The organism is Paenibacillus sp. SN-8-1, assembly GCF_050995535.1.
Lineage (GTDB): Bacteria > Bacillota > Bacilli > Paenibacillales > Paenibacillaceae > Fontibacillus.
This window is the reverse complement of the sequence record NZ_CP194782.1, coordinates 1,156,799-1,171,590: the sequence shown is the minus strand read 5'-3', so window position 1 is coordinate 1,171,590 and position 14,792 is coordinate 1,156,799. Positions and strand designations below refer to the sequence as shown.

The following is a 14,792-nucleotide window of genomic DNA, read 5'->3' as shown; positions in this document are numbered from 1 at the left end:
CGGATCGTCCTTCGGTCCATGGTGCAACGCTCCGTGGGCGGATCGTCCTTCGGTCCATGGTGCAACGCTCCGTGGGCGGATCGTCCTTACGATCGCTGTTGCTCCCGGATTCCTTATTATCATCACTATCTTGATGGAATCCGGGAGCAAAGGCGAACGCTGCGCTTCTTCAGGACGATTCCGCCCCCTCCGCTGACTATGGAGCAGGGAGAATCTTTACTTTAAAATACACAAAAAGCATAGAACAATTTATTAAAAATAATCGTCATCGTCATTATCCATATCCGAGGCGCCGCCTTGATTCAGGAAGAAGTCAAGGAAGGGCTGGCCGTATTTCTTGTATTTCAATTCACCTACGCCTTTAATCTTCAGCATTGCCGCTTCCGACTGCGGGCAGACCACACTCATCTCGCGCAGCGTGGCATCGTTGAAGATAATATAAGAAGGTACTCTTTCCCGCTCGGCTAGATCGCGCCGGATAAGCCGAAGCTGTTCGAACACGGTCTCATTAACAGCCGACGGGCTTGTATCATAGGATGGCCCTCTGCGGCGGGAGCTGCCGGAGGCTGTGGAAGAAGCGGAAGGCAGCGGAGCGCGCATCATCACCTGGTGATTCCCTTTAAGTACATCAGCGGCTACGGGCTGGAGACGTACGACGGGATACTGACCCTCCGACAAGCTCAAATAGCCATCGGCAACAAAGGTATTAATTAATTCCGAGATCTCCTTCTCGGTCCGTGTCCGCATCATGCCATAGGTAGGCAGACTATCGAACCCGTATTGAAGCACTTTTTTGTTCTGTGAGCCTTTAAGCACTGAGGCCACCATCGAGACGCCAAAGCGTTCCCTCATCCGGTAGATACAGGAGAAGATAACCTGAGCGTCTCTCGTCATATCGGTGAGCTCCCTTTCATCCCGGCAGGAGCTGCAGATCCCGCAAGGCTTCTGATCATGCTCTTCCCCAAAATACTCGAGCATAGCGAACCTGAGACAGCGATTGGAGTAACAGTACTCAATCATCTGCTGCAGCTTCCGGTAGTCATTTCGCTTCCGGTCCCCTTCTTGGGGATTCTGCTCAATTAGGAATTTCTGGGTCATAATGTCCTGAGCGCTGAATAGAAGGATACAGTCGCTCGGCTCACCGTCCCGCCCGGCACGGCCCGCCTCCTGGACATAAGCCTCCATATTCTTAGGCATATTATAGTGGATTACATACCGGACGTTGGATTTATCGATCCCCATACCAAACGCATTGGTAGCGACCATCACCCGGATATCATCATATAGAAATGCCTCCTGGTTGTCGGCTCTCTCCTGATCGGATAAGCCGGCGTGATATCTTCCCGCCTGGATTCCAGCCTGGCGCAGCCGTTCATAGAGGTCGTCCACCTCCTTACGGGTCGCCGCATATATAATCCCGGGCTCAGCTGAATGGCTAGCTGTATAATTCATGACATATTCCCGCTTGTTCTCCCCGCGCAGGACGGACATAGCCAGATTGTCACGTCCGAGACCTGTAACGAATACAGCGGGATCCTGGAGGCGAAGCAGCCGCAGCATATCATCCATAACCTCCGGTGTCGCCGTGGCCGTAAAGGCGGCCAAGATTGGACGATCAGGCAGGGATGAGACAAATGGAGCCACTGACAGATAGCTTGTCCGGAAATCATGTCCCCATTGGGACACGCAGTGAGCTTCATCGACCGCGACACATGAAATGGATAAGTCGGCCATCTCGTTCTGGAACCAGTCAAGCTCAAGCCGCTCAGGGGCAACGTATAAGAGCTTAAGCTCACCCCGTTTTGCTGCACGGATACGTTCGTTCACTTCTTTTCCACTTAAGGTACTGTTGATATAAGCAGCTGAAATCCCCATTGTAGTCAGCGCATCGACCTGGTCCTTCATCAGTGAGATCAGCGGTGACACTACAAGTGTCAGACCTGGCAGCAGCAGCGCGGGGATCTGGTAACAGATCGATTTACCGCCCCCGGTAGGCATAATTCCGAGCGTGTCCTCCCCTTGCAGGAGACTCTCTACGATCTTCTTCTGCCCTTCACGAAAATCCGGATATCCATAATACTTCTGCAGCAGCTCTTGTGCTTGTTCTATCGTATAAATTTCAGTGTTCATGTAAGAAATCTCCTTACTCTATTCCAAAGCGCTCCTCAGGATAAAAGGTCCTGCCTGGATATATGGAATGAACTAAAAACTGTTCCTTCTGTAGTTCATTCCATCTATGGAATGGACCAAGAACTGACGTTTCTTTAATCTCCATTCCATATAGTGTACCGGGGTTTGTACAATTGGGCAACCGCTTAGCACATTGACCCAAACGTCAAAATAAGGGTATCATCGGTCTAGATATAAGACTCTATTAGCACGGATTACCAGGAGGCATGAAAGTGAAGAAGAAGAACTATACCACAAGCCGCACGACCAAAGTAAGCAGCCCGGCCAAACCGAAGATATACACGGTTAAAGAGTCCTCTCAGCTGCTCCCTTTTCTATTAGATACCCTCAGCCATTTAAGCCGAAATTCCGTAAAATCCATACTGGCCCGGGGCCAGGTAACGGTGAACAGCCAGCCGACTACCGCATATAACTATGAGCTTGAACCCGGATATCTGGTGTCCATCCATCAGGAGAAAGTCTGCTCTGCCCCGCCGCTGATCGGCATGAAGATACTTTTTGAGGATGAGGATATTGTTGTAATCCAGAAGGAACATGGACTGTTATCCGTCTCGGCAGGTCAAGAGAATGAGATCACGGCTTACCGCCAGCTTATGAGTCATGTAAGAACTGAGAACCCCAACCACCGGATCTTTATTGTGCACCGGCTGGATCGGGATACATCTGGGGTCATGCTTTTTGCCAAGAGTGAGAAGGTACAGCAGATCCTCCAGAATTCCTGGCAGGATATTGTTAAGGAGAGATCCTATGTCGCTCTTGTCGATGGTGAGGTGAAGAAGCAGGAAGGCACGATAACCTCTTGGCTGAAGGAAAGCAGCACGCTCAAAATGTACTCCAGCCCCTATCCCAATGACGGACAGCATGCCATCACCCATTACAAAAAAATCGAATCGAGCAAGCTCTTCACCCTGCTTGAGGTTCATCTGGAGACAGGACGTAAAAATCAAATTCGTGTTCATATGCAGGATATTGGACATCCTGTGGCCGGAGACAAGAAGTACGGCTCGAGAAGCAAGGAGATCGGCAGACTCGGGCTTCATGCCCGCATTCTGGCATTTGAACATCCGACAACAGGAGCAATGATGCGATTTGAGACTGATATTCCCAAGGTCTTCTTAAAGCCATTCAAAGCGGGATCTTCCAAATAATTAGGTTCGTGCCGATAAGTAGCTATGGGAGGTGTGTTATGGACATTGCAGCATTATCTACATCCATGAGTCAATCTTCCTTGGCTCAAGCTGTTGGGATTAGGGTTCTTAACATGGCTAAAGAACAAGCCGAAGGACAAGCACAGAATATGGTGCAGCTTATTCAGCAGAGCATGGATCCGAATCTGGGGAGAAAACTGGATATTTCCATATAACCCCGCAGTCTGCAGGCATCGCCTGCAGACTTTTTGGGGCTTGAAGTCCCGGCAAAGCGCTCCCCGATTCCTGCCTGCTTGTTACCGATATACAAGTTTCGGGTAAAACAATAAAAGACTAGGACAAATGAGATCAGGTAATAATTTAGTTATTATCGTGACTTAAGGAGACATGACCCATGAAATTAACCCCGGAGCAAGCCATACAACTGCATGGATTCAATAATCTGACGAAATCCCTCAGCTTCAATATGTATGATATTTGCTACACCAAGACGACTGAGGAACGGGATGCCTATATTGAGTATGTGGATGAGCAGTATAATGCTGATCGGCTTACCGCCATCTTAAAATCTGTATCCGACATTATTGGAGCTAATATATTAAATATTGCCAAACAAGACTACATTCCTCAAGGCGCCAGTGTGACGATGCTCGTATCCGAAGGACCCGTTGCTGAGATGAACACCGAGACATTTGACGAGACTCCCGGGCCCCTTCCCGATTCCGTAGTCATGCATCTCGACAAAAGTCATATCACCGTTCATACTTACCCGGAATCTCATCCGGATGAAGGCATAAGCACATTTCGGGCGGATATTGATGTATCTACGTGCGGGGAGATCTCCCCGCTGAAGGCACTCAACTTCCTTATTCATTCGTTTGAACCGGATATGATGACGATGGACTACCGGGTTCGCGGCTTCACCCGTGATATCAATGGACGCAAGCTGTTCATTGATCATGATATCAGCTCCATCCAGAACTACATTCCTGACAAGGATAAAAGGCTGTATGACATGATTGATGTCAATGTCTATCAGGAGAACATTTTCCACACCAAGTGCAAGCTTAAAGCTTTCAATCTGGATAACTATCTGTTCGGATACACGAAGGAGAAGCTAAGCCCTGAAGAGCAGGCCTCGATCACAGACCGGCTTAAAGTCGAGATGGATGAAATTTATTATGGTAAAAATATGAAGCGGGGCTCCTTATAAAATAAAGCTCCATTCTGATCTAGAGAGGATTTTTCAAAAATCCTCTCTTTTTTTGTTGACAAATTATTGAAATCGATTATGATTAATGCATCAAATAGATATATCAAATAGATACATGGAAATGAGGAAGGGCATTTGCTGGAGTTTGTAATTTTAGGACTGCTTATGGAACAACCGATGAACGGCTACGAGATCAAGAAGACGATCGACAGCTCGGTAGGACTCTTTTATAAAGTAAGCTTTGGGAGTCTGTATCCGGCTCTGAAGCGGCTGGACGAGAAAGGTTGGGTGTCCATAACGGATACCGAAGATGCGAAGAACAAGAAGATTGCCACTTTGCTCCCTGAGGGCAAGCGTCAATTTCTTCTATGGCTGGCAGAGCCGCTCCAGTTGTTCAGAGGTGAGCCGTTGCTGAAAATATTTTTTTACGATTATCTGGATCCAGCTGTCCGGGAAGAGCAGCTTGCCGAATATCAGTTCGGACTACATAGCCAGGTGAAACGCCTGGAGGCCGTTCAGAACATAGTGTCGAAGGAGCTTCAAGGATTAGAGAATCCAGAGGCTCATTACTACCGAGTATCCATGCTTAATTATGGGCTGAAGTATTTGAACATGAAGGAACAATGGATTAAACATATTAAAGAGAGGAATGATCTGAATCATGACAACATTATCGAATAAGGGAACCTTCTCGGCGAAGAGGCCCGTCCTGGCTGTAATTATTATTGAGGTGCTCCTGCTCATTGCGATGTTCGCGGCGGGGGCTTACGCACAAATTAAACAATTGGATTATACCTCCCCTGTTATTATCGCTTTCACCCCGATCGCTCTGGTGCTGGTTGTGTACCTGACCATCAGAAGAAAGTGGAACGCTCTTGGCTTTGAGTCTATCCGGAAAATTCCGTCCAGCAATTGGATCTATTATCTGCCGCTTGTGCTTGTGCTTGGCATTAACTGCATCAATGGCTTTAAGTCCACCTCAGCTTCAACTTTGCTGTACTTCATCGGATTTACTCTGCTGGTTGGTTTTGTCGAGGAGACGATCTACCGCGGCTTAATCCTTCGAACTTTGCTTGCAAAAGGAGTGACTACCGCTGTCGCAACCTCCAGCATCCTCTTCGCGGTTACACATATTTTGAATGCTCTGTCCGGTCAAAGTTTATTTGACACAATTTTGCAGATTGTCTATGCACTGCTCGTAGGCCTTGTCCTAGCTTTGTTAATCATCATGAATAACAATATTCTACCTTTAATCACCTTCCACTTTATACATAATTTGATTCAATTCATGAGCCCTAGTAACTCGTTCTGGTATGGTAACCTTCTCGTCATTGTCATATTAGCGCTTCAAGCCATATGGCTGATCGTAAGTCTGAGAAAGGTTCCTATCCAGTCCGCCCTAGCAAGTTAATCCTGAAGCATCTGGAGATTGACCTGGAACCAAATTTGTTGTAATTTAATTGAAAATATTAGTAACAGCATTGACCAAGATCATGAGCTTCGGACACCGGCCGTTTAGAGAGGAAACCCTGGGCTGAAAGGCTTCCCGGCACGATTCGAGAACTCCCTACCTTGGAAGCTGCAGTGGCAACCCGCTGCCGGTGAACTCCGTTATCAGATTAAGGATCAGCTGAATTCCGATACTGATCTAATTAGGGTGGTACCACGAGCGCATTCGTCCCTTGACGAATAGCGCTCTTTTTATGTTATGAGGATCATTATTAGAAAGGATGAGATAAATGAAACAAAGCCGAATGCTAATTCCCACATTAAGAGAAGCCCCTGCGGACGCCGAGACGCAAAGCCACCGCCTGCTGCTGCGCGGCGGATATATTCGTCAGTTAGCTTCAGGAGTATATACCTATCTTCCGCTCGGCCTTCGTGTGCTGCAGAAGGCTGCTGCGATTGTTCGGGAGGAAATGAACTTGGCGAATGCGCAGGAGCTGCTAATGCCCGCGATGCAGCCTGCGGAGCTGTGGAGACAATCAGGCAGATATGATGTCTATGGTCCGGAGCTTGTCCGCCTGGAGGATCGTCATGGAAGAGAGTTCGCCCTTGGTCCAACTCATGAAGAGGTTATTACTTCCCTGATGAAGGATGAGATAAGCTCTTACAGGCAGCTGCCGCTGACCCTCTACCAAATCCAGACCAAATTCCGCGACGAGCGCCGGCCCCGCTTTGGATTACTCCGTGGAAGAGAATTTCTGATGAAGGACGCCTATTCCTTCGATACAGACTGGAATGGACTGGATTCCAGCTACTGGTCCATGCATGCGGCTTATACCCGCATCTTCACAAGATTCGGACTTGACTTCAGATCGGTTCAGGCGGATGCCGGAGCTATTGGAGGCGAGGGTGAGACTCATGAATTCATGGCTCTCGCGGAGGTCGGCGAGGATACCATTGCCGTATGTACTGTAGGGGATTATGCCGCCAATCTAGAGAAGGCGGAATATAAGACTTCTTTTCAACCGGAACATCTGGGGACCTCGATAAGCAGCAGAACAAATCTCCCTGCCCCTCATCTTCTCTCTACGCCTGGAATTCACTCTATTGAGGAGCTTGTCACTTTTACCGGACAAGAAGCCAGCAATTTCATTAAGACGCTGATCTATCTCTGTGATGGCAATCCGGCGGCTGTTCTTGTTCGCGGTGATCATGAAGTAAATGAGATCAAACTGAAAAATCATATCGGTGCTGAATCGGTCCTTCTGGCTGATGCAGCCACTGTCCTGCAGGTTACAGGGGCGGAAGTTGGCTTTGCGGGTCCAGTGGGACTCTCCATCCCCCTTCTTGTAGATCAGGAAGTCTGTATGATGGAGACGGCTATAACCGGGGCTAACCAATCCGATTATCATCTAAGCGGAGTTCGTCCAGGTGTAGATTTTGCCCTTGATAATGTGCTTGATCTTCGAAATGTGACTCTAGGCGACCTCTGTCCACACTGCGGAAGCGAGATGAATCTGGTACGAGGCATCGAAGTAGGCCATGTATTCAAGCTGGGAACGAAGTACAGCGAGGCACTTGGTGCCGTCTACTCCGATAATTCGGGCCAGGTACAGAGCTTGATCATGGGCTGTTATGGCATCGGCGTCTCCCGTGTTCTCTCAGCTGTGGCCGAGCAGCATCATGACCAGAACGGAATCCTGTGGCCTGCGTCCTTAGCTCCATATCAAGTCCATATCGTGCCGCTCTCCGCCAAGGACGAGGTCCAATCCAGCCTGGCTGATGAACTGTACGAGAAGCTGACAAATCTCGGTATAGAGGTATTGCTGGATGACCGGGACGAACGGCCGGGTGTCAAATTCAAGGACTCGGACCTGATCGGGATTCCGGTGCGCATTGTGATTGGCAAGCTGGCCAAGGACAGACGCGTGGAGTGGAAAGAAAGAAGCAAAGCTGAAGCGGAAGTGCTGGATTTTGAAGCCGCATTGGCAAGAATTACAGAACAAGCGTTGAAGTAACTCGTTATGCACCAAGGAATGGCCGGTCAGCCCGGTCATTCCTTTTTTTGAACATATATAGCCATAACTTGCATCCTCCCTTGCAGCTTAATTGTGTTATAATGGTTCCGCGCATCCTGCGTTAACTGAAGAAAGTCCATGCTGCTTAATGCTGCATGGGAGAGGTTCGCGAACTCCCTCTATAAAAAACTAAGCTAGCCTTATCCGCAATTTGACAGGGCTTGTTTTTTTGCGATGCCAGTTCAAGAACTCTCTCTCTTCGTAAGGTGTAGATGATATTCATTTACCCCGCAAATATCTGAAGATAGAGAGGTTTTTTTATGCTTAAAAATGAAAAAGCTGTCGTCGTATTCAGCGGCGGACAAGACAGCACCACCTGCCTGTTCTGGGCTTTGAAGCATTTTGCCGAGGTTGAGACAGTTACCTTCAACTATGGTCAGCGTCATAGTCTTGAGATCGAGTGCGCCAAGCAGATTGCTGACGAGCTTGGAGTCAAGAATACCGTGCTCGATATGAGCCTGCTGAACCAGCTGGCTCCAAATGCTCTTACACGTGATGATATTGAGATTACGCATGAAGATGGCAGCCTGCCGAGTACCTTTGTGGAAGGCCGTAATCACTTGTTCCTTAGCTTCGCAGCTGTACTTGCCAAGACAGCCGGGGCAAGACACCTTATCACCGGCGTCTGCGAGACGGACTTCAGCGGTTATCCGGATTGCCGGGATACCTTTGTCAAATCGCTGAATGTCACACTCAATCTAGCGATGGACTATAACTTTGTGATCCACACCCCGCTTATGTGGCTGGATAAAGCTGAGACCTGGGCGCTGGCTGATGAGCTCGGCGCGTTCGACTTCGTCCGCGAGAAGACGCTGACCTGCTATAACGGCGTGATTGGACATGGCTGCGGAGAATGCCCTGCCTGCAAGTTAAGACAAGCCGGATTGGATAAATTTCTCCAATCCCGCGAGGAAGGAGACCTCTCATGAGCCGTACACCAGGTGAATTTCGCATCGTAGAGAAGCTCCAGCAGTTCGAGGTTGATATTAAGGCCAGCCAGCTCCGCTATCACAACAGGAGGGTGCTGGTGAGTAAGGAATTTACATTTGATGCCGCACATCATCTACACGCATATGAAGGCAAGTGCAAGAATCTGCACGGCCATACCTATAAAGCAGTCATCGGAATCAGCGCACGGCCGGATGATACCGGGATTACAGCTGATTTCGGTCTGATCAAGGAAATATGGAAAACCCGGATGGAGACTTACCTAGATCACCGCTACTTGAACGAGACACTGCCACCTATGAACACAACGGCGGAGAATATGGTCGTATGGCTGTATGAACAAATGGAAGAAGCTCTGTTGTCTGATGAGTATAACTCTCTAATATGTGATGGACGTACCGAATTCATAAGGCTGTATGAGACACCAACCAGCTACGCCGAGGTTAGACGGGAGTGGATGACCGGTGAATAATTCAACTGAGGGCAAGGCGGTTCCCGGCATTCCTGTACTCGAAATCTTCGGTCCGACCGTTCAAGGAGAAGGCATGGTCATCGGACAGAAGACCATGTTCGTTCGTACCGCGGGCTGTGACTATCGCTGCTCGTGGTGCGATTCTGCTTTTACCTGGGATGGCAGTGCCAAGGATTTGATTAATTCGATGAGCGCGGAGCAGATATGGAAGGAACTGAAGCGCATCGGGGGTAGCCGCTTCTCCCACGTGACTCTGTCCGGCGGGAACCCTGCTCTGCTGCCGCAGCTCGGATCACTTGTATCTTTGCTCAAGGCAGAGGGTATCCGTATCGCCGTGGAGACGCAAGGTTCCCGCTGGCAGGATTGGCTCTCTGAGATTGATGAGGTTACCCTCTCTCCGAAGCCGCCAAGTTCAGGAATGGAAACCGATTGGGACAAGCTTGATGAGATTGTATTCAAGCTTGCCGCGAGACCACAGGGTTATACTCACAGTCTGAAAGTCGTTATTTTTGATGAGGAAGATCTGGCTTATGCCACTAAGGTTCATGCCCGGTATCCTGATACGATCCTGTTCCTGCAGGTCGGCAATCCCGACGTTCAGAGGATGGATACCGAGGCCCATGCTTCCTATCTGCTTACTCAATATGAACAGCTGATTGATGCTGTAATGCAATCTGAAGAGCTGAACAACGTGCGCGTACTGCCTCAGCTGCACACCCTCGTATGGGGGAACAAGCGCGGGGTTTAATTAATATAGATATCGGAGGACAATCAAATTATGAGCGGAAGACAACCAAGTGAGATGCAGGACCTGACCCTGCTGGGTAATCAAGGAACCAAATATGTATTTCAATATGCACCTGAAGTTCTGGAAAGCTTCGACAACAAGCATGCTTATCGTGATTATTTCGTAAAATTCAACTTTCCGGAGTTCACCAGCCTCTGCCCGATTACCGGCCAGCCTGACTTCGCTACTCTGCACATCAGCTACATTCCGGATATCCGGATGGTGGAGAGCAAGTCGCTGAAGCTGTATCTGTTCAGCTTCCGTAATCATGGTGATTTCCATGAGGACTGCATGAATATCATTATGAACGATCTGATCAAGCTGATGGATCCGAAGTACATTGAAGTCTGGGGCAAATTCACACCCCGTGGCGGCATCTCCATTGATCCTTACTGCAATTACGGCCGGCCCGGGACGAAGTATGAACAAATGGCCGACCACCGGATGATGAACCATGATATGTATCCAGAGAAGATCGATAACCGATAAGATACGGCCAGCTGCGGGCGGCTTATTATCAGCGGGACTCTTTTTATATAAGTTGAATTAATGATTTACGTGCTAGGCTGCCGTGTGAAATGTTCCTACGATCGCTGTTGTTCTCAGACTTCTTTATTCATTTTCTAAGGTAGAAGTCTAATCACAAAGCGTATGCTTCCGATGTAGCTTTCTTTCAGAAAGCTTTCAGGCGAACGCTCCGCTTCTCCGGAATCATTTCACACTCTTGCCTATTAGTAATTCTTAAATTCAACTTATATAGGGTAATATGGGTAGTAAAGGATAGAACTGACTACAACCCGAACGGAGAGGAGTCCTCAGCATGACCATAACCAAACCGAAAGTATTCATAGCCAGACCCGTTCCTCCAGAAGTGGAGGAGTACATCGGCAAGCACTGCACGTACAGCAAATGGGAAGGTGAGAAGCCTCTAACTTCTGAACAACTGGCCGGCCACATTGCGGATGTAGAAGGTCTGTTGACAGCAGGCGGCAAGATTAATGGCGAGCTGCTTGACCATGCTCCCCATCTCAAGGTGGTGAGTACCATGAGTGTCGGCTATAACAATTTTGATCTTGAGGCTATGAAGCAGCGGGGGATCAAAGGCACCAACACACCTGATGTCCTGAATGACACCGTAGCGGATCTAATTATTGCTCTGATGCTGTCTGTGGCAAGGCGTGTCCCCGAAATGGACAAGTACGTACGGGAAGGCAGCTGGAAGCGCGGAGATAATGAAAGCCTGTTCGGGCTGGATGTTCATCACAAGACGCTTGGCATCATTGGGATGGGTAGCATTGGCCGGGAAGTTGCTCGCAGGGGTAAATTCGGGTTCGGCATGAATATTCTATATCACAACCGCAGCCGCAATAAACAGGCTGAGCAAGAATATGATGCCATTTACGTCACCATGGAGGAACTGCTTGAGCAGTCCGACTTCATTGTGCTTATGACTCCGCTCACCGAGGAGACCCGCCACATGATCGGAGAGGCTGAGTTCGCCAAGATGAAGAAGACAGCGATCTTCATTAACGCTTCGCGCGGACAGACGGTGGATGAGGAAGCGCTTATTCGAGCTCTTCAGAACAAGACGATCTATGGAGCCGGACTGGATGTGTTCGACAAGGAACCTGTCCAACCGGATAATCCGCTCCTGATCTTGCCAAATGTGGTCCTCCTTCCCCATATCGGATCCGCTACAGAGAAGACCCGCCTGGACATGGCCATGCGGGCTGCTGAGAATATGGTGAGTGTCCTGCAAGGCGGGACCCCGCCCGGACTTATTAAAGAGCTCGCTGATTAATTAAATATAGCCGCTCGATAAGATTTCAATTGAGTTCTTATCGCGATTGCAGCACAAAGACTCCGTCAATCCGTTGATGACGGAGTCTTTGCTATATATTCACATATTCAGCTTCGTTACTCAAAGTCCACTTTATATTTCTTCTGAGTAGAGGAAGTATGTTTGGTCTCTTCTTTATTCCGCTCCTCCTTGAGTTCCTCGTTCAAATCCTCGATCGGGATCGAATCCACATTTTGCTCGCTCTCGAACTTGTCAAACAAGCTTTCCTGATCGGTCTCATACTGCTCCGGATTATCCATGCCGGATGGCCCGTTGTTCACCTTACCGCGATCCACCATGCTTCTCACCTCTTATCCTTTGTTATCTCCTTTATACCGTAATCTCCGCAAATTTAAACATTGGAATCCACCATATTCAGGAGACAAGTATGATTATTTTTTATCCTTTTCTAATTCTGATATGATCACAATAGAATCCTTTACAAAGGAAGCGTGCGCGGTGGACAGAACTAGCGATCAGACGGCAGATGCTGAATCACTTGACTCATGGCTGAACCCGCCGTATCGAAGCACCTTCTTATCTCTCATTCTTGAAAGGAAGTACATCTATGAACTTGAAATGGACTTTACTCGAACACCAAATGCAACAGAACGGGGTACAAACGCTCCTAGTTACCGACCCCAAGCATGTCTATTACTTAACCGGATTCCTGAGCAATCCTCATGAACGATTTCTCGTGGCTGCGATGACTCTTGGTGAAGAACCGTTCCTGATCGTCCCGGCTCTAGACGAGGAGGCCGCTCGCGCAGCCTCTGACATCAGCCGTATTTATACACATACCGATACCGATAATCCTTACCTTGTTCTAAGCCAGGCGCTGAAAGGGACATCTGGAACGATTGCGCTGGAAAAGAATCATCTCTCGGTAGCCCGTTTCGAAGCACTCCAGAAACACCTCACCTCAACCCTGTACCGGGATATCGGCCCTTGGATTCAGGACATGAGAGTCCGGAAATCCGCAGAAGAAATTGTCAAGATCAAGCATGCCGTCAGCTTAATCGAGCAAGTGCTGCAGGAAGGCTTGTCCAAAGTGAAGGAAGGGGTTACGGAGAATGAACTCGTAGCCGAAATTGAGTACCAGATCAGAAGACTGGGTGCTGATGGTCCTTCCTTCGACTCCATGGTGCTATCTGGCGAGAAGACCGCTCTTCCGCATGGTGTGCCAGGCACGAGAAAGCTGCAGTACGGCGATCTGCTTATGTACGACATTGGCGTCTATGCGGATGGCTATGCCTCGGATATCACCCGAACCTTTGCCTTTGGAGAACCCTCTCCAAAGCTAACTCACATCTACAACACGGTCCTTGAAGCCAATGAACAGGCCATTCGCAGCATCAAACCAGGTGTATCCTTTGCTTCGATAGATCTTGCCGCGCGCACGGTCATTGATGAAGCTGGTTACGGTGAATATTTCATGCACCGCCTAGGGCATGGTCTGGGGATTGATGTACATGAATATCCTTCCATTCACGGGCAGAATGAAGCTCTTCTGCAAGAAGGCAATGTGTTCACCGTGGAACCAGGCGTCTACATAGCGGGATTGGGAGGAGTGAGGATCGAGGATGATATTGTAGTGACAGCGGATGGAGTCGAAGTCCTAACCTCTTTCCCTAAGAAGCTGACTATCCTGGAATAGCTAACCTTAAGCACACGAACTCCGGCTGCAGCAGACAATCCAAACAAGTCAGCCTCTTATTCGGACAATAAGATTAGCCTTCGTTTTAGTCCAGGTACATGACGCAATGAGCGTTTAAATGTTCTTGCACCTGTAAAGCTCTAAAAACAAAAGAAATCTCGCCTTGCTAGAATGGAAGTACCACAACCGATTCTAACTAAGGCGAGATTTCTTCATGTGAAGCGAATTTTACTTCGAGATCATTTTGTTAACTCTATTGAGTCAGCCTCTTCTGCCTGTTACTGCTGGGCAGGAAGGAGTGAGGCTTCATCTTCCTTGTGCCTGAAATTCCGGGCGATATATAAGAATGGAGTACCGACAGCTGTCAGTACGAATTTGGCAATATAAGTCGTGAACAAGATTTCCAGCCAGTCGGTCAGACTGTACATTGGACCAGCAAAAGCAATCGTGCAAAAAATCAATGTATCTACAAATGAACTAATCATCGTGCTCCCGTTATTCCGTATCCACAGCTGATTCCGCTTCGGATAGAACCTCCGAATCCACGCATATAGACGAACATCCAGGAACTGACTGATGAAATAAGCTGTCAGACTTCCGATCGCCAGTCTAGGCAGAAGCCCAAAGATCGTCTCCATAGCCGGTTGAGCAATATCACCGGGTTGAGGCTTGAAGACCAGCACCATCTGCATGATGACAGTCGTCATAATCAGTGTGAAAAAGCCGAACCAGACTGCTTTGCGGGCTTCCTCGCGTCCGAACTTTTCATTTAGCAGATCGCTTGTCAAATATAGACTTACATACATCGTGTTCCCGAGCGTCATGACAATACCGAACATATCGATCGTTTTGGCTACCTGAATATTGGCGATAACGGTCGCAACGCCGATCCATGCATAAAGCCCCTTTTTACCAAAAAACTTGTAACACATCAAAAAGAACGTGAAGTTCACAAGAACGAACAACACGCCCCAGCTAAAATTGAACATATTCCTCTTCCTTCCTAGTTTTGG

General features: G+C 48.5%; 15 protein-coding genes and 1 riboswitch. Of the genes, 12 read left to right on the top strand and 3 right to left on the bottom strand.

Translation table 11 applies throughout. The annotated features are described in order from the left end of the window. Positions 1–252 precede the first annotated feature (252 nt). Positions 253–2,130, bottom strand: a complete 1,878-nt coding sequence (gene recQ / locus ACRRNK_RS05510) for a DNA helicase RecQ (protein WP_433945792.1) — start codon at positions 2,128–2,130, stop codon at positions 253–255. 266 nt (positions 2,131–2,396) lie between these two features. On the opposite strand from recQ, the gene ACRRNK_RS05505 reads away from it, so the two are divergent. The 11 genes from ACRRNK_RS05505 (at position 2,397) to ACRRNK_RS05455 (ending at position 12,083) form a co-directional block, all read left to right on the top strand. Further along, positions 2,397–3,338, top strand: coding sequence for an RluA family pseudouridine synthase (locus ACRRNK_RS05505; RefSeq protein WP_433945791.1), 942 nt, complete (start codon positions 2,397–2,399; stop codon positions 3,336–3,338). A 38-nt stretch (positions 3,339–3,376) separates the two neighbouring features. Continuing rightward, on the top strand, positions 3,377–3,553 hold the full coding sequence (locus tag ACRRNK_RS05500) for a YjfB family protein (protein ID WP_433945790.1): 177 nt from the start codon (positions 3,377–3,379) through the stop codon (positions 3,551–3,553). 179 nt (positions 3,554–3,732) lie between these two features. After that, positions 3,733–4,551 carry an adenosylmethionine decarboxylase gene (gene speD, locus ACRRNK_RS05495; RefSeq protein WP_433945789.1) on the top strand — a complete coding sequence of 273 codons (819 nt, stop codon included), beginning with the start codon at positions 3,733–3,735 and terminating at the stop codon, positions 4,549–4,551. Between the two features lie 135 nt (positions 4,552–4,686). Next, positions 4,687–5,232 carry a PadR family transcriptional regulator gene (locus ACRRNK_RS05490; protein WP_433945788.1) on the top strand — a complete coding sequence of 182 codons (546 nt, stop codon included), beginning with the start codon at positions 4,687–4,689 and terminating at the stop codon, positions 5,230–5,232. After that, positions 5,213–5,962 carry a lysostaphin resistance A-like protein gene (locus ACRRNK_RS05485; RefSeq protein ID WP_433945787.1) on the top strand — a complete coding sequence of 250 codons (750 nt, stop codon included), beginning with the start codon at positions 5,213–5,215 and terminating at the stop codon, positions 5,960–5,962. The genes ACRRNK_RS05490 and ACRRNK_RS05485 overlap by 20 nt, the downstream gene beginning before the upstream one ends. A gap of 328 nt (positions 5,963–6,290) precedes the next feature. Further along, positions 6,291–8,015, top strand: coding sequence for a proline--tRNA ligase (locus tag ACRRNK_RS05480; protein ID WP_433945786.1), 1,725 nt, complete (start codon positions 6,291–6,293; stop codon positions 8,013–8,015). Between the two features lie 155 nt (positions 8,016–8,170). Continuing rightward, positions 8,171–8,214, top strand: a riboswitch (PreQ1 riboswitch). Between the two features lie 121 nt (positions 8,215–8,335). Continuing rightward, positions 8,336–9,004 (top strand): 7-cyano-7-deazaguanine synthase QueC, encoded by a 669-nt coding sequence (gene queC / locus ACRRNK_RS05475; RefSeq protein WP_433945785.1) that lies wholly within the window; start codon positions 8,336–8,338, stop codon positions 9,002–9,004. Then, on the top strand, positions 9,001–9,495 hold the full coding sequence (queD, locus tag ACRRNK_RS05470; protein WP_433945784.1) for a 6-carboxytetrahydropterin synthase QueD: 495 nt from the start codon (positions 9,001–9,003) through the stop codon (positions 9,493–9,495). The genes queC and queD overlap by 4 nt, the downstream gene beginning before the upstream one ends. After that, a complete protein-coding gene (gene queE / locus ACRRNK_RS05465) occupies positions 9,488–10,243 on the top strand; it encodes a 7-carboxy-7-deazaguanine synthase QueE (RefSeq protein ID WP_433945783.1) in 756 nt (251 codons plus the stop codon). The genes queD and queE overlap by 8 nt, the downstream gene beginning before the upstream one ends. A 30-nt stretch (positions 10,244–10,273) precedes the next feature. Further along, positions 10,274–10,771 carry a preQ(1) synthase gene (queF, locus tag ACRRNK_RS05460; protein ID WP_433945782.1) on the top strand — a complete coding sequence of 166 codons (498 nt, stop codon included), beginning with the start codon at positions 10,274–10,276 and terminating at the stop codon, positions 10,769–10,771. Between the two features lie 331 nt (positions 10,772–11,102). After that, positions 11,103–12,083 carry a 2-hydroxyacid dehydrogenase gene (locus ACRRNK_RS05455; RefSeq protein ID WP_433945781.1) on the top strand — a complete coding sequence of 327 codons (981 nt, stop codon included), beginning with the start codon at positions 11,103–11,105 and terminating at the stop codon, positions 12,081–12,083. A gap of 116 nt (positions 12,084–12,199) precedes the next feature. Here the strand turns inward: ACRRNK_RS05455 and ACRRNK_RS05450 are convergent, their stop codons facing one another. Continuing rightward, positions 12,200–12,421, bottom strand: a complete 222-nt coding sequence (locus tag ACRRNK_RS05450) for a hypothetical protein (RefSeq protein WP_433945780.1) — start codon at positions 12,419–12,421, stop codon at positions 12,200–12,202. Between the two features lie 269 nt (positions 12,422–12,690). On the opposite strand from ACRRNK_RS05450, the gene ACRRNK_RS05445 reads away from it, so the two are divergent. Then, complete coding sequence (locus ACRRNK_RS05445; RefSeq protein ID WP_433945779.1) at positions 12,691–13,779, top strand: M24 family metallopeptidase; 1,089 nt, start codon at positions 12,691–12,693, stop codon at positions 13,777–13,779. 278 nt (positions 13,780–14,057) lie between these two features. On the opposite strand, the gene ACRRNK_RS05440 is transcribed toward ACRRNK_RS05445, so the two are convergent. Then, the gene (locus ACRRNK_RS05440; protein ID WP_433945778.1) at positions 14,058–14,768 is read right to left on the bottom strand and encodes a queuosine precursor transporter; all 711 of its coding nucleotides are present in this window, start codon (positions 14,766–14,768) and stop codon (positions 14,058–14,060) included. Positions 14,769–14,792 lie beyond the last annotated feature (24 nt).

Coding starts and splice junctions, on each gene's coding strand:
- recQ (WP_433945792.1), bottom strand. CDS start 2,130: ATGAACACTGAAATTTATACGATAGAACAAGCACAAGAGCTGCTGCAG.
- ACRRNK_RS05505 (WP_433945791.1), top strand. CDS start 2,397: ATGAAAGTGAAGAAGAAGAACTATACCACAAGCCGCACGACCAAAGTA.
- ACRRNK_RS05500 (WP_433945790.1), top strand. CDS start 3,377: ATGGACATTGCAGCATTATCTACATCCATGAGTCAATCTTCCTTGGCT.
- speD (WP_433945789.1), top strand. CDS start 3,733: ATGAAATTAACCCCGGAGCAAGCCATACAACTGCATGGATTCAATAAT.
- ACRRNK_RS05485 (WP_433945787.1), top strand. CDS start 5,213: ATGACAACATTATCGAATAAGGGAACCTTCTCGGCGAAGAGGCCCGTC.
- ACRRNK_RS05480 (WP_433945786.1), top strand. CDS start 6,291: ATGAAACAAAGCCGAATGCTAATTCCCACATTAAGAGAAGCCCCTGCG.
- queC (WP_433945785.1), top strand. CDS start 8,336: ATGCTTAAAAATGAAAAAGCTGTCGTCGTATTCAGCGGCGGACAAGAC.
- queD (WP_433945784.1), top strand. CDS start 9,001: ATGAGCCGTACACCAGGTGAATTTCGCATCGTAGAGAAGCTCCAGCAG.
- queF (WP_433945782.1), top strand. CDS start 10,274: ATGAGCGGAAGACAACCAAGTGAGATGCAGGACCTGACCCTGCTGGGT.
- ACRRNK_RS05455 (WP_433945781.1), top strand. CDS start 11,103: ATGACCATAACCAAACCGAAAGTATTCATAGCCAGACCCGTTCCTCCA.
- ACRRNK_RS05450 (WP_433945780.1), bottom strand. CDS start 12,421: ATGGTGGATCGCGGTAAGGTGAACAACGGGCCATCCGGCATGGATAAT.
- ACRRNK_RS05445 (WP_433945779.1), top strand. CDS start 12,691: ATGAACTTGAAATGGACTTTACTCGAACACCAAATGCAACAGAACGGG.
- ACRRNK_RS05440 (WP_433945778.1), bottom strand. CDS start 14,768: ATGTTCAATTTTAGCTGGGGCGTGTTGTTCGTTCTTGTGAACTTCACG.